We start from the raw sequence: 14,931 nt of genomic DNA, 5'->3' as shown, positions 1-14,931 counted from the left end.
CTAAAGAACCCGGAACCCAGGCCGAAGCACTAGGGTCAACCCATCTACACTGGGTCTTTTCAGCCAGGGAGCAACCCATGAGCTTCGGTAAAACCACTCCGATCCTGCGGATCTTCGATGAAGCCAAGGCGTTGGTATTCTATGTCGACTTCCTGGGGTTTACCGTCGATTGGCAACATCGTTTCGGCGACGACTTCCCGCTGTACCTGCAAGTCTCCCGTGGCGATTGCGTACTGCACCTGTCCGAGCACCATGGCGATTGCACGCCGGGCTCGGCGCTGCGGATCGAGACCGATGAACTGGAAGCGTTCCAGGCGCAGTTGCTGGCCAAGCAATACACCTTCGCCCGCCCGCATATCCAGGCCATGCCCTGGGGGAGCCAGGACATGGCGGTGGTCGATCCGTTCGGCAATCGCCTGGTGTTCACCAATGCAATCAGTGTTTGACTGACATTATCTTCTCGCCCGGCTGCCTCGTTGGCGAGGACGTGGTGCCTCGTTTATCTGCTGGACGCGAGCGTTGTAGCCAGCGTAGTCGACGGGGGTGCGTCCGGTCGGCACCGTGATTTGCGCTGGAAGAATGCCGCTGCAATTGATGCAGGCCGGAAACGGTTCTGGGGCTTTACCCCTGAACAGGGTGTCAGTGAATATCGTGGTGTCGGAAAGCATCCTTTCCGCCCTGTCCGGGTAGAGCGCTACCACGGAATTCGCCAGCCGGACTTCGGCATGGGTCCCGGGGCCTCCGGCACGTATCGGCATGATCCCACCCATGTTTTCAATATGGGTTTCGATCCAGCCTCGAGTCGGTTGCTGCAGTTCATGGACCTGATCGGTCAGCCGGCTTAGCGTTGGTGCGTCCTTCAGGACGTCCTCGTCTATGGCCACATTGTGGAACATGTCGTTTTTGGCGGCGGCGTATCGGCTGGATAAATCGGCCAGGTATTCAGCGGCATTGCCGATCCGATAGGTGCCAAAGTTCAAGTAGTGTTCTGAGGGGGTGTCGGTCCTGGCCCGGCCGTCATAGTTGCGGTCCACGCCTTTGTATCCCCTCATGCTGCCTTGCGGCTTTGGCAGGTTGAAGAAGTCGCTGAGCCCGACTTCTTCCGTCTTGATGTAGCCATAAGAGTGAGCAAGAAACTCCTGGCGCAGGAGCCCGCCATTGAGAAACTGATCGGACGTTTTATCGTAGTCATCCGGCATCAAACGATAGGAATAGTCACCTTTTGCCGAATCCATGATTTCCTGCGACCGGGCCCGGCCCCAGGTTTCGAATTCCTTGAAGTCCTCATCCCTCATCAGGCCCGAAGGGTCGGTAAATCTCATCGGGTTGTTCCCCACCATGCAATACAGGTTCAGCCCGTCAACCGCTCCCGCCGGATCGGGACTGATCCAGCGTTGCAACCACGGTGCGTAGTACCGGTGCCCGTAGTAATACAGGCCGCTGGCGTCACGCTCCTTGCCGGAATAGCGAAGGGTCCGGTAGTCGGCTTCCACGGCTGATCGGGACGCAGCCCAAGCGGTTCCGCCGTAGGGGAGATAGCTTTCCTGGCTGATCAGCCAGCCTTCATCGTCGAGTTCCAGCGAGCTGGAACCCAGGTGATCGTCCAGGCTGTAGCGTGTCTGGTTGGCGGCGATGCCGGCTGGGCGGCCTTCGGTCCAGTGCAAGTACCGCACGCTGCAACGGCCGGCCTGCAGGGTGATGACTTCCAGGCGTTCGTGCTGACGGGTGTGGATTTCGAGGCCCGGCAGGTAACGGACTTCCCGGGTATGGGTCACAGCCGAAGCATAGGTGACCTGGACCTTGCGCACCCGTTGCCCCGTGCTGTCGTAGCCATAGCGCTCAAGGTCGTGGCGGCCGTCTGCGCGCTGCACCAGCGTCACGCTGGCGAGTTGATTGCGGGCATTCCACTCCAGTGCCCGGCCCGGATGGAGTACCTGCGGGTTACCGTTGGCATCGTAGTGTTCAGCCTTGTTCCAGGACAGCAGGCGATTGCTGGAGGCGGCTATCTCCAGCTTCCGGGTGTAGTTGTTGCGGTCGCGGACATGGCGCAGTTCGATCAGGTTGCCACCGGCGTCGTACTGGTAGTGCTCGGTAAACGGGAACAGTTGCCGGGCGTCGAACGGCGTCCTGCTGAAGGCGGGAAGTTCGGGATTGCTGGTCAGCCCCGCCGTTTCACGGCCCGTCGCGCTGCTCAACTGGTAAAGGCTGTCGTAGGTGAACGTGCAGGTGGCGTCGACCCGTTGGTTGCTGCCGAACTGCACCGGTTGGGCCCGATCCTCGATGTGCGTCACGTTACCCACCGCGTCGTAGGTGTAGCGCAGATCCTGCAAGGTGTTGCCAGACACCGACGCGCTGAGTGAGATCAGTCGGCCGCTGGCCGGATCGAATGCGGCGCGACTGATGACGCCGTTGCCGGCAACCTGGGATTCGACCTGGCCAGACGCGTTGTAGACGAGATCCTTCAGGATGGTTTTTTCAGTCGTAGCGTCTTTTACTTTCAGGCTCACAACCTTGAGTTGGCCGGCGATATCAAACCCGTAGCGCTGTTGGTGCCGGGCCGCATCCACCAGCAGGATAGGGTGCGCCAATGCATCGTAGCGCCAGCGGGTTTCGTAGCCGTTGCCCTTTTCCAGCAGTTTGTCGCGGGCGATCTCCTCGGCCGGCCAGTCGGGTTGTGCCGCATCGACGAGGAAGTGTCGCGCCTGGCCAAGCGGTTTGCCGCAGAGGGCGTATTCATCGACGAGCAGGCTGCCCGCGCTGTCATCGTGGCGGATCAGGGCGCCGCAAAGGTTGCGTGCGGCGGATTCCGGCGAGCTGTCGCCGTAGCGCAGGTATTCGACTCGGCGCGGATCCTGATCTGGCAATTGCTCGTGGATGGCGGTCGGCCTTAGCTGCTGGTCGTAAGTGGTGCGCCAATGGTTTCCTCGCTGATCCCAGCTGCGCACGATCTGTCCGGCAGCGCCAGGGAGATTCAGGCGCCAGCCGGCGTCGACACTGTTCACCAACAACGGCTTGCCGGAAAGGCTGTAGACGGTCGTCAGGTTGGCTTCGGTTGCTGTGTCGAACAGCCTTGGGTCCCACTGCGCAACCTGGCGTCCAGCCGTGTCGTGGTGTTGGCGGGTGATGCGCGCTTGGGATTGTTCTTCTGCGTTACGCCGGCAGTAAGCGACCTGTCGCACGGGCAGGCCTCGACTGTCGACAGCCTTGAGCGTCGGTGTCCTGCGGTGAAGGCGTGGGTTCATGCCTCACCTCCGATAACCGGTGCTTGTTCGGCCATGACCTCTTCCAGGGTGTCGTTCTCGTCCTCGTCCAGGGTGTACCAGGCATGGCGGGAGTGCCGCCGCATATAGGAAAGGCCAGCCTGTGTGGCCAGGCGCGTGCGGGTGGGGCGACCCAATGCATCGTAGAACTGCTGGTCGCAATGACCGAACTGCCGCAAGGACTCGTCGTTGATGTAGCGGTGCTGATCGGCGAAGTAAGGGCGGTAGAGGCGGATCGGCAAACCCTTGTTGTTGTATTCCACTCGTTCGCTGACACGCCAGCGTGTTGCCGTTGTTTGCTCCATGGGTTTTTCGTCCTTGAGCGCCAGTGCTCCCTGGGATGTGACGACGTAGGCCATGCCCGGCTCGACCCGTTGCTTGCTTTGCAGGGTTCGACCGAAACCGTCGAAGCAGGTGATGGCAATGCGGATTTGCTGCTGGTCGTCATCGGGGTAGCGGTCGGCCACCAGTGCGGCGAGGTGCACCGGCTCACGCGTTGCGGCATCCATTTCGTTCTTCAGTTTCAGGTCGTCGGCGCAGAGTGTTTGAAGATCCCCCAGTCGCGTTCGAGCCGACGCACGGATATGTCCGCTGGGGAGCAGGTCTCGGTTGAGCACGCATCGCGCCAGCCAGTCGCCGTCCGCCAGCGCGGCGTTCGACACGCAACCCATCCAGCTGAAGGGCGTGTAACAGAGCGCTGTGGCGGCCTCCTGCAAGGCGTCCTGGCGCTGTTCGATCGCTTCTGTCGAACTGTCGAAACACAGCCGCTTGAACTGCGCGATGGGTTTGAAACCCACGGGGGTGTTGTTTTCGGTACCGTAGAATGTCGTGGCCAATACTTGGCCGAAGGCATCAACCAGGCCTTCCTGGACGTTGCCGTTGGGATCGGTAATGCGCCGTGGCAGCAGCGAGCGGTAATCGTAGAGCGCTTGGGTGACACAGCCATCGGGCAGTTTGAATGCGGTGATAAAGCAGTGGTAATTGTCGTAGCTGAAGGCGGTCACGCCATGGTGTTCACTCGCCTGTTGGGTCTGGATTTTGTAGAAGCCTTCCAGTGGCGCGTAGGTCGCAAAATCTCTTTTGACTGACCAGAGTTTGTCGAGCAGTGGCGTCGCCGGCAGAAAGGCGTCCATGCGGTGGTAGCCGATTCGTTCCAGCAGCTTGCCCTTCGGGCGGGAGGGTTGTGGCAACAGATGGAAAGCTTTCAAGGCGGTTTCGTCCAGCTCGGCGGTTTCCATGTGGGCGCCCAGGGCTTCGAAGTGGGCGACGCCGTCCGGCAAGGTTTCTGCGGTGGAGGCGTCCTTGTAGCGTTGCACCGACAGGCCAGTCAGAACGCTTTGGGTTATCCAGGCGGTTTCCCCGGTGAGTTCGATGAACCTTTCATAGGTCATGTCCCGTGTGCTCAGCCCGCCGGTCTCGGGTGCCTTGGGTTTCTTCAGCGCATGGGTCCGCTGGCGGTACGGCAAGCCCAGTCGCCAACCCTGAGGCGCTGGCAGATGGATGTACTCGGCGCAGGTTTCGGTCAGGTAATGGAACTGTTGCGCTGGATCATGAGCATCGCGCCACCAGCGTTGCTGATCGGCGTCACTGAACGGCGGAACATCGTCGAGGGTTTTTCGTCGGGCGTAATGGACGTTTACGCTGTGAGTCAGCGAGCCATAGGCGTCGTACTGCAGATTGAAGGTGTGCTGGCATTGCGGATCGTCAGTCAGGCCTTCGTACTGATAGTGGATGGACTCCAGCAGTAGCGGCAACATCCGGGCATGGCGCCGGTTGCCCTCGGGTGCCTGGAGCAGGCGTATGCGATAGCGATTTTCCTGGACCGAATACAACGTTCTGCTGCCCTGGCGTGTGTCGACTCCAAATACCTCGCTTCGCAGTAGGTTGCCACTGAGGGCGCGAGACATTTCCAGAATGGTCGCCGTGGTGGGCGAGGCAATGAGGGTGTCGCTCCCGGTCTCAGGCAGGTATTGGCTCAGCAAGGTCTTGCCCGGCGCCACGGCGATGGGATCCGCGTGGCTGTAACCGATACGGGGCAGGTCCACCGCCTGGCCGGTGTGAAACCAGTTCTTGGTCAGGCACGGCGTCGTGAAGCCTGGCGATTCGGTATCGCCGGGGTTGGCCTGCTCGTCGGTTTGCAGCAGCAGGCCAAAGCCGCGAAATTCCCGTTCGATGCCGTCGTAATAACCTTGGCGATAGGTGAAGGACTGGAGCAGCCGATTGCCCGTTATCTCGTCCAACTGGGTTTGATTCGATACCACGTGCACGACCAATGGCAGATGACAAGCCAGGGGCCTGTCGGCGGCCATTCTTTCGGCTTTTTCGTCCAGCCATTCCTGCGCGGAACTGCGGTAGCGGATACTGTTGGCGGCACCCATATTGTTGTTTGTGCCGGTGAGTAAATACGGTTTCGCGCTGACGAAGTCGTAGCGCCAATGTTGGTTTCCCCTGTGGGGCAGGCTCAGGACCAGGCTGGAGCAGCCGAGGCCTTGCAGGTCGGCGATGCTCACCTGGCACAGGCGGTCGTAGTGCAGGCCTTGGGGCCAGGGCAGCGCCACGGGAGGGCTGAAGCCATTGCCACCGCGGTTCATGAAGATCAGCGCCTGGTCCGCTTGCAGGTAGATCAGATCGGTGGCGCCGGAGCCATCGAGGTCCGCCAAACGAATATGCGAGGCGTCGAAGGTTTCGTATGCCAGGCCCGGTGAACCCAGCACGATGCCGTTGCCGAAACGTCCATGCCCCAGGTTTGGCCAGCACTTCACTTCGTTGTGACGAATGCGTACCAGGTGCTGTTGGCCACTGCCGAGCATGTCGCTGAATGCCACCAACTCGGAGGGCGACGCGCTGATGAGTGGGAGCGTATCGTGCTCCTCGTCGCGAGACACTTCGCGGGCTGTCGCAAAACCAATCTCCTGTTGATTGGCGTACATGCGAACGCTGCGTGGGCCGATCAACACCAGGTCGCTGAGGCCCGAGCCCATCAGGTCGGCCAGCTGCCCTTGTGGATTGAAAAAATCCGCGGGGAACGCGTTGAACGTGGCGAAATCCGACCAGTTGCGCTCGGGACCGAGGGAGAAAAAACCGCTCCACCCCGGCTGGGCGATGATCCAGTCCAGTCGACCATCGCCCGTGAGGTCGCTCAGTGACTGCTGCAATGGTTTTGCAGGGTCGGCAACGGGAATGCGGGGCAACGCCCGCCATTGGCCGTAAGCCACTTCATTGCTGTTGGCCTTGGCTCGCATGGGTTCGCGGTAATACCAACCGCCATCGCCTCGATGGAGCACGCCCGGCAAGCCTTCGCCGTACAGATCCACCAGTTGAAAACCCTGGTTTTTGTTGAGCCCCGGCATGTTTTGCCAAGGCTGCCAGTCGGGGCGTTCAAGCGGGAACTTGAACTCGCTGTAGCTGAACTCGACAGGCGGACGGTGATCGGCCGTCGTCGAGTCGCCGAATGCCTGGTCGTGGGCGGCGGTCAGCTGGTGATAGCCCAGGCTGGTCTGACGATAATCGAGCAGCACGCGTCGCACCAGGACGGGGGCCGCGCCCCATTCATCAGGAAAGCGGTGGAACATCAGTACCTGGCGGCACAGTCGTTCGGTGCGTAACTCAAAACCGTAGGCGAAGCTGGAAAACGCGTCGTCACGGGCCAGCCATTGGTGGCCTTCATAGTTCGGCTTCCGTTGGTATTCCGTGCTCCGTTCACCGTAGTCGAACACCAATTCGAAGTGCCATTGCACAGCCTTCAGCCGATCCGCTTCCCACAGGTAGAGGTCCGCATCGGCCTTGAAATTGCCATAGCACACCCGGCTCAGATAGCGCTGCGCCGTGACGTCGGCCTTGTACTGGTAAAGGATGTGCTCGCCGTGGGCGTTCAGGCTTTCTTCCAGCAGCCACTCGCCCACACGCCTTGCATCCAGGGGATCTGCTCGACGCGCCGAAGGGCTTTTTCCGAATACATGGAGGCTGCCATCGGCATCATGTACGAGCCAGAAACCCGGTGTTTCCTTGTCCGACGACCAATACTCGATCCGCTCGAAGCGGCTTTCGATTCTCGGAAAGTAGCGGATCACTGTGTAGGTCTTGTTCAGCGCCAGACGGTTGTAGCGGTCGATGCGCGTCGAGCGGATGGCACCTTGCGGATCTCGCTCGGGCAACCACACCACGGCACCGGGGCCGATGATCTCGTCTTCTTCGGTATAGGCCGGTACACCCTGGGCGGTCCATCGCGCCACACAGGGCAGCGACAGCCCCCAGCCGATGCCGAACACGCCATTGCCGGCCGAGCTGGCGTACCCCAGCGACAAGGAGGGGGCAAAGCCGCGCCCCGGGGAAATCGGCAGGGCAATCTCATAGGACGCCGTGCCGTGGGCGCCGATGGCGCTCCATCCCTTGCCGATGCTCTGGATGGCGCCGCCGCCCTTGGGCAGTGACGGCGCGTTGACAGGCATTGTGCTGTGTTCACTCACCGCGAACCTCCGCCTGCCCGGGCTGTGTAGTTCACCTGCACGATGATGTCGGTCAGTGACGCCAGCATGTCCTTTTGGGCTTCGGGGTTGGGGAAGTTCAGGCACCACGTGGAGACCGCACCGGTGTATTCGAAGGGCAGGTAGCGCTCATCGTTGAAGTTGAGGGTGAACAGGCCGTTATCGTCGACCCCCGTGGAAAGGGCAATTTGCTGGTTGGCGTAGCGGCTTTCCACGGACTGGCCAGCGGGAGACATGAACACCTTGCTGGCGGTCTGGGTCAGCGTGGCCCGAATGTTTTCATAAGGGCCGACGATGGCTGGCAAGGAGACGCTGATGGTCTTGATGCGCCGCAGGTAATGCTGCCGATCTTTGTAGTCTTCCTCGAACAACTCTTGGGTCAGCTCGAATTCGCACTGGCCTTGCAACAGGTCGGCGTGAATTTGCGCCCATTCCTTGTTAATGGTGCTGGTTGCGGTTTTGCTTTTGAGTTGACGCAGCGATACCGTTTTACGAATTTCCAGATCCCGCTCGTTGCGGCGCAAGTATTCGGCCTGCATGTTCAACAGGCTCAGCTTCAGTTGCTCGCCCATTCCGAGGCCCCGATAGGTCGCATTCCAGGTGTCGGGTTGGATGAAACGCGTGTTCACATCCGCCAGTTCATACTGCCAGCAAGCTTCAGCCGTCAGGCAAAGACCCACTGTTGCGTCGTAGGTTTGGCGGTAGAGCGCGGCAAACTGGCTATTGAGCCATTGGTACAGTTGCGCTTTGGTAAAGCGCTTGCGGAAAAAATCGTAGTTGGTCTTGGCTTGGCCCAGGCTCGATTCCGCCAGGCGAAGTTGCAGGCGCGTGGCCGTTTCCTGCTCGGCAACATGTGCCAGTTGTGCGTCGACCTGCGCCAGTTCGAGCTGTGCCTGGTCTCGGGCCTGGGTCCATTCCTGCCGACGACGATGGAACTGTGCCGTCCGCTCGAGATGGGCCGCTGTCGTGCGGTCGCTGATGGCGGTGCCTTGGGCGATCGCTGCGCCAGCGTGCAGCGCACCTTCCCAACGGGAGCCGCCATTGCTGAAGCCAAAAATGTTAGGGGTCATCATTAGGCTGCCTGCTACGGCCTGGGAGTCGGACGCATCCCGTTCCGCTGAGCCACTTCTCAAGTACAACCGACAGGCGTGCCTCTCGGCTTCACTGACGCCTTTGTCCAGCAGATTCTGGTAGTAATGGGCTCGTCCCGCGACGATAGAACGGCTGGCCAGCAGCGCCTGGCGGTTATGGCGGTCGATCTTCAGTGCCTGGCGTTGCAGGTCGACCGAGATTTTCGCCAGGTCCCAGGCTTGCTGTTGTTGCAGTTCCTGCAATTGAGCCTGCTCTTTGCGCTCGATCAGCGATAGCAGCGTGGCGCCGAACTGGCTGAGGCTTTCAACGGCACTCTGTGCCTGGCTGTGCATGACCATGAAGCGATAGTTCGGGAGGTGTGGGAGCGATAAACCCGACGCGGCGCTGTCGGCGATGTTCAGGGCGTTGGCACCGGGCAAGGCGCGAGGATCCAGCGGCGGAGCGAACAGCGGCAAATGCAGCGGCTTGCCGACGATGTCGAGGTTATGCCGCAGGTTGTACAGGCGACTTTCGGTGATGTCCCAGCGTTTGAGCAGCTCGGGGTTGAACGGTACGCGCAAGTACGGGGTATCGATCGCAGGCAAGGACGACGGCGAAGGGTTACCACGAATGCGCAACGGGTGGGGGGTGTCGGACTGGCTCAGGAAACGTTCGAACCCGCGCAGGTTTTCATTGCTGCTTTCGCTCAACGCTTGCAGGCTGATGCTCGTCCATTGATCGAGTGTCTGAACGACCGCCCGCGGTCCCAATAACTCCAGCGCCCGTACGTACCATAGCTTGGCCTCACTGAGGCTATCGGGTGTCAGCGCGCGATACGCGGCGTCGCCTCGGTTGATCAGGATGTCGAGGTACAGGAAGTACAGCGCTTTGCGAAAGTGCACCGGATGACTGAGGGCAATCTGGTGTGGGTCGTGGGGGGCCTGGTCGTGATAGGCCGTCATATTGCTGTCGACCAGAGGCACGCTTCTCCAACACCCCTCATTTGCGCGACTCGGGTCGAAGACATATCGGAGCCAGCGTTCGGCTTCGTCGTATCGTTGTTCGGTGTTTAGCCGGTGGGCGATCAGCCACGGTACGTAGAGGAACAGCTCCGTGAAGTAACGGCCGTATGGGCCGTGGAAATCCATCTTGTTGCTGACGACGCCTGGTAAGGCCGGTTCCGGCAAATGTTGGGTCTGCCAATCAAACAAATCATCCAGGCTGTTTTCGGTATGACGGATCAGTTCTGGAGCGAATAGGGTGTTCAACCTGATGGGCTGGCGCGGTTTGTTCTGGGCATCGCTTTCGTTGATGGCGGAACCGGCGAAATCGATGGATTGACTGGCGCCCAGGCCTGGCGTCGATACGTGAGTAATGGTTGGCGGCTGGAGGCGTGCCGGAGTGAACTTCAGCTTGATCGCCTTGAGGGCGGAGTAGAGTTTTTTTTCCGGCTCCTCGGGGTGAACGAAGGCGACCCCACAAAGGAAAGTGTCACCGTGCTTGGCGAGGTCTGTGCTGCGCCAGGTGAACTCAAGGAACTTCTCCAGGTTCGGTGCGGGGCTGGACTCTGCTACGACCGTCAGGTCTTCAAAGGTTAACGATTGAGTGTGCGAGGCGTCCGGGCGGCGGAAAATCACGTACTGGAGGAGGAGGGGTTCGTCCAGACTAACGAATGTCTCACCCAGGTTCAGCGGGGCGGAATTGTTCGCGTGCAGGGTCAGGTTTTGCACCTTGCCGGCATAGCTGGTGTGGTCCACACGTCGACTTGCCGCGATCAGATGCCGCGCTGCCTGGGTGGAGATCAATTTCCCTTGAAAGTCGTTGGTTAACGTGATGCCTGGCGAGTGTTCATTATCCTTGGCCGCATCGGTCATATGATCGAATGACAGCCGGTAGTTTTGCTCGAGGAACTTCGAAGGGGCATTGTGTATTGAAGAAAACGAACCCCCGCTAAGGGCTACATAGGGCGTTTCTGGCAAGCTCCGGGCAGGGAGCACCCAAACAAACTGAAGTCGAGGCGTCTTATAGGGCACGGTTGTCAGTCTCAAGCGCATTTCCATACGGTTTGACGACGTTCTAACCCCGTAGTGCTCGAGGTGGATGATTGCGCTCATACGCAGCGTGAGGGTTGAGGGGGATGGCCCGTCGACTGATTCGATGCCAATGCGTTGCCGATGCCCATCGAAATCCGACATGGAGACTTCCATATTCTCGGGGAGGGCAACTTCAATGGGGACGATTTCGGCGGATGTTTTGGTTTGGATACGTTGCGCCGTAGCGCTGACGAGTGTTTTTTCATCGGCGTTGTACTGGCGATAATGCTCTTTCGCTGCTTGTTCCGTGGTGGCTGAGCTACCGGGCTCAGGGGTGAGGTTTTTATCGATGCACGTTGTTTTAATGAACGTGAAGTGGTTGCCGGTTGAATTGAGCGAGTCGGTCCTGGCTTCACGTGCACACAAGGCGAGAAACAACACATCGCGCGCACCCTTGCGGTATTGCACAGCAACAGTGCCGACCAATGCCTTGATCGCATCCAGCTCCATGCTGCGAAGCGCGTTGTCCTCGCAATAGCCCTGCAGGCAAACACGCGGGGTGCTCCAGCTTCCATCCGGTTTTTTGAAACAGAGGCTCAAGCGTAATAGCGGATGATGGGTGGTCGCTTGTGACGGTGAAGAAGCATTGCGGGTGGCTGATGGATCCTGATGGATGCATTCGGCCCATACGACGAACAAACGATTGTTGAACCAGACCGGCCTTATTGAATGTTCGACCGCGTTATCGGAAATTGGCACGTTGGCTTTTTCCCAGTCCGACCAGGCGTAGGGATCGGGCTGGTCAAGTTTCGGCGGGGTGGCAGGCGAGGGCGGTGGCGTGCCGTTGATTGGGCGTTGAGCCATGTTCAGCGAACGCCAGAAATAGCTGTTCTCGGAGCGTGATTTGGCAATGAAATAGTAAGTGCTGTTGGCAAAGTCCTCGCCATCGATGTAGCCAGTGAGAATGTTCAGGTTGGCGACTTCTTCGAACCGGGTCAGGTATGCCGTGACCGCGGACTGGACCGCATCGGGTTGAATCTGGTTCTGATTGAGGTCGTTTTCCAGTTGCCGGAAGTTGTCGCTCTTGTTGGCCCTCAGCAATGGGTCCAGATAAATCGCCGGGAAATAGAGCAACTTTTGATGGGCGGCCCAGGTGGGGTATTGATGCAGCTCGTTGCGCCAAGTCTTCAGGTGCTCGGCGCCCAGGCTTGCCGAGTCGTAGCCGGGTTCCAGGTTCATCAGGATGCGATGGACGTATTGCTGCAGGCTGGCGATGGCACACGCCACGGGTGTGGTGGGCACGTCCTGGCTGACCAGCACATCGAGCAACCAGTATTCGTAAAGCGCCTCGGCCGTCTTGAGCTTCAGGTTTCTTGTCGTAGGGTTGTTGGGCGCGACCTGGTTCAAATAGAGCGCTAACTGTGCATCACGCAGGCTTTCATCAAGCTGCTTTTTTATGGCAACGGTCATATTCAATCCTTGAATGTTGAGGACGGTGGACGTGTCAGTGGCAGGCCGCGATCAGCGCTTCACCGACGGTCCTCCAGTCCGATGTCTCGCTGTCGTTGTTGAGTGCGGTTGCCTTGAGCAGCAGGCTGGCCGACAGCCCGGTGTGCTGGCAGCACGCCTGGCAGCGCATGATCCAATCCACGGCTTCCATGGACTGGGCGCGTTTATGGTCCAGGTGTGCGGTCAGGCAACTGATTTCGTCAGTGCTCCAGTCCAGCAGGCTGGCCAGCAGTTTATTGGCTTCTTCGCCTGTGCCTTGCGGCGTGTCCTGGTTGGCAAGCTGCAAGTAATGCAGCAGGTGTTCTTCTGACCGGGCTTGATGGTGGGCGCAGTGACTGAAGCGTTCGAGTAGATACAGGGTTTGAGGCGTCAGCGTTCCTGTGCTGCCTGTGGCCAGCCAGGTTGGGTTATTCATCAATTGTCGCAGGGTGCTGCTGCTCAGGTGCAAACCCTTGCACGCTTGGGCCGTGCGCAATACCGTCGCCAGCAATGCAGGCATTTTCCCAGGGGCGCTCTCGATGGCCGCGACAATCGTTGTTGCATGGGTGTCGGCCATTCGCATCACGCAGGGGAAGTATTCCGCAGACAAGTCGGCAAGGTCGTGCAGCAAGGTCTCCACCACGTGCCGCTCTCCGCTCGGTTGGGGCTCTTGCGCCAGCAGTATCGACAGTCGTTTTTCCAGGCTTTTGTTCATTGGCACGTCGTCTTCGGTAGCGTCGAACAGACGACACCATGACGCGACATCCCGGTTGTCTTGCTTGAGCCAGTCGACGGCCCAATCCAGCGCCATCAGCACATCGAGAATGTCGGGCTGTGAGACGTGCGAAGTACTCAATGCCCCTGTCACCAACGCTTTGCAGAAGTCCTCCCCGCCCAGTAAGCGGGCCAGCGCCGTGCATTCGAAGGGAGAGAGACCAAACATCCGGGCGATACGGGCCTGGCGGTAGAGTGACGAGACTGTGGATAAATCGTGGTTAAACGAAGACAGGTATTTTTCGGTTTGCTTCGTTAGCAACAGCAGCGAATCCTGCGTCATGGGAAGTCCGAGGCCCGCACTGAGATAGCTGAAGGTTTTCAGGTCCGTCGTGACCAAGTCTTCCACCTGCGGGTGTCCGAGCAATTGGGTTCGATTGAACACCTGGTCAAACAAGGGCACCTGCTGGCCGCAAGCAGCAATCGGCATGTCGTGCAGTAACGACGCAAACTCTTGCGGTGCGATGCCGTGGCGTTGGTTCAGGTAGCGATAGACCCCCAGGGTGCGCAAGGTATTGGTGTTGAGCGTCATCGTCGTGCTGCCTTCCGAGCGCAAGGCACTGACGATCAGCGTGTCCAGTTCGGCAACGGGAATACCGGTCCAGCGCTGCAATCGGATCATCCGCTGCATGCGGGCGAACCGTTCGCGAGATGCATGGATGAAGGTGTTCGCGGATTTGAGAGTCGTCAGGGTGGCTGTCGATTCCGGCCCGTTGATGTAAGCGGCTCCATAATTGTTGGCATGAATCGAGGGGGGACTGTCGGTCGAGGTTCGCGGGCTGTAGGCACCTTGTGCCAGCAACTGTTCGACCTGTTCCGTGGTCAGCCCGGTGCGCTCCTTGAAGAACGAAAGATCGTGGAGGCGATTGGGGTTTTCAGTGCCGAAGCTTTTCTTCAGGGCGCCAAGGTCCAGGTCTGAACTGGCCGGCGCGAGCAGGATTTTCTGTTGCTCAGGACTGAGCCCGGACAACAATCTTTGCGCCTCGACATGGGATTGCGAAACACGCCCGTAAGGTGAATCCCCTGGTGAAAACGGAAGTTTCAGGCTCACCCGATAATTCAATTCGCCCAGCACCGGTTTGTTTGCGCCCAGCCCCAGCAGACACTGGTGATGATGCAGGTCGTAGGGCAGCGAGAAGGGGTAGTGTTCGCTGGCCAGGACCTGGTGGACGGTCTTGTCGCTCGTTGCCAGATGGGCTTCGATCGCGCTGCGCAAGGTGTCATTGACGATGTCCAGCATTGGCCGCGCAACGAAGGCGCTCTGGTGATCGAGCATAAGCCCCTTGAGGTCCGGTCGCCGTTGCTCCAGGGGGATTTTGTCGGTTGATGGGGAGGCGTTTTCCAGCTGGCCGGCAAACAGATACAGCGCCCGCAGATAGGCCACGGGCGAGTCGATGGCCGCGATGTCACCTTCCTTGCAGAACTGATCCCAATGCTCGTTGAACAGCGCTTGATAGCTGACGGACGCCGAGGTTGAGTCCGAACCCAGGCTGCGCCGGGCACGTCGCCGAGTATCGCTGGGTGATATCAGGTGCTCCTGATACAGGCGACTGACCTGCCCGGCATAGCTGGCGGCATTGTCATAGACCTGCCCGGCATCCACGTCGGTGTGCTTGCCCAACTCAAGGACGAACTGCGCCTTGCCCATGCGCATGACGTCGAAGACCGACGTCAATCCCATGCGCTGCAGGGCTGTCCTGAAATCGGCCTGGGCGTTGTCATCGCCGATTGGGGCTTCGATGAGCCGGTGCAACAGTGAGTCGTTGCTTGCGTCCATGTGCTGTCCATCTCCTGTTCGAACGGAATGTGCTTGTTCAAGCG

At 59.6% G+C, this 14,931-nt stretch carries 5 protein-coding genes; 1 reads left to right on the top strand and 4 read right to left on the bottom strand.

Annotation, left to right across the window (positions count from 1 at the left end; all coding sequences use genetic code 11):
• Positions 1-77: 77 nt before the first annotated feature.
• Complete coding sequence (locus BLU76_RS21985) at positions 78-446, top strand: glyoxalase superfamily protein (protein WP_092146235.1); 369 nt, start codon at positions 78-80, stop codon at positions 444-446.
• A 6-nt stretch (positions 447-452) separates the two neighbouring features.
• On the opposite strand, the gene BLU76_RS21980 is transcribed toward BLU76_RS21985, so the two are convergent.
• From BLU76_RS21980 to BLU76_RS21965, 4 genes are read right to left on the bottom strand one after another with little or no spacing between them, the layout of a single operon-like run.
• Positions 453-3,242 carry an RHS repeat-associated core domain-containing protein gene (locus BLU76_RS21980; RefSeq protein WP_092224423.1) on the bottom strand — a complete coding sequence of 930 codons (2,790 nt, stop codon included), beginning with the start codon at positions 3,240-3,242 and terminating at the stop codon, positions 453-455.
• A complete protein-coding gene (locus BLU76_RS21975) occupies positions 3,239-7,726 on the bottom strand; it encodes a SpvB/TcaC N-terminal domain-containing protein (RefSeq protein ID WP_092224421.1) in 4,488 nt (1,495 codons plus the stop codon). The genes BLU76_RS21980 and BLU76_RS21975 overlap by 4 nt, the downstream gene beginning before the upstream one ends.
• A complete protein-coding gene (locus BLU76_RS21970) occupies positions 7,723-12,318 on the bottom strand; it encodes a Tc toxin subunit A-related protein (protein WP_092224419.1) in 4,596 nt (1,531 codons plus the stop codon). Before BLU76_RS21970 ends, BLU76_RS21975 begins: the two co-directional genes overlap by 4 nt.
• 34 nt (positions 12,319-12,352) lie before the next feature.
• Positions 12,353-14,887 (bottom strand): Tc toxin subunit A, encoded by a 2,535-nt coding sequence (locus tag BLU76_RS21965; protein ID WP_092224417.1) that lies wholly within the window; start codon positions 14,885-14,887, stop codon positions 12,353-12,355.
• Positions 14,888-14,931: the final 44 nt, after the last annotated feature.

It is taken from the genome of Pseudomonas sp. NFACC08-1, from assembly GCF_900106735.1.
Taxonomy (GTDB): Bacteria; Pseudomonadota; Gammaproteobacteria; order Pseudomonadales; family Pseudomonadaceae; genus Aquipseudomonas; species Aquipseudomonas fluorescens_Q.
This window is presented reverse-complemented; position numbering and strand designations above follow the sequence as displayed.

Excerpts from the sequence above, each read along its gene's own strand:
- BLU76_RS21985 (WP_092146235.1), top strand. The coding sequence starts at position 78 with ATGAGCTTCGGTAAAACCACTCCGATCCTGCGGATCTTCGATGAAGCC.
- BLU76_RS21980 (WP_092224423.1), bottom strand. The coding sequence starts at position 3,242 with ATGAACCCACGCCTTCACCGCAGGACACCGACGCTCAAGGCTGTCGAC.
- BLU76_RS21970 (WP_092224419.1), bottom strand. The coding sequence starts at position 12,318 with ATGACCGTTGCCATAAAAAAGCAGCTTGATGAAAGCCTGCGTGATGCA.
- BLU76_RS21965 (WP_092224417.1), bottom strand. The coding sequence starts at position 14,887 with ATGGACGCAAGCAACGACTCACTGTTGCACCGGCTCATCGAAGCCCCA.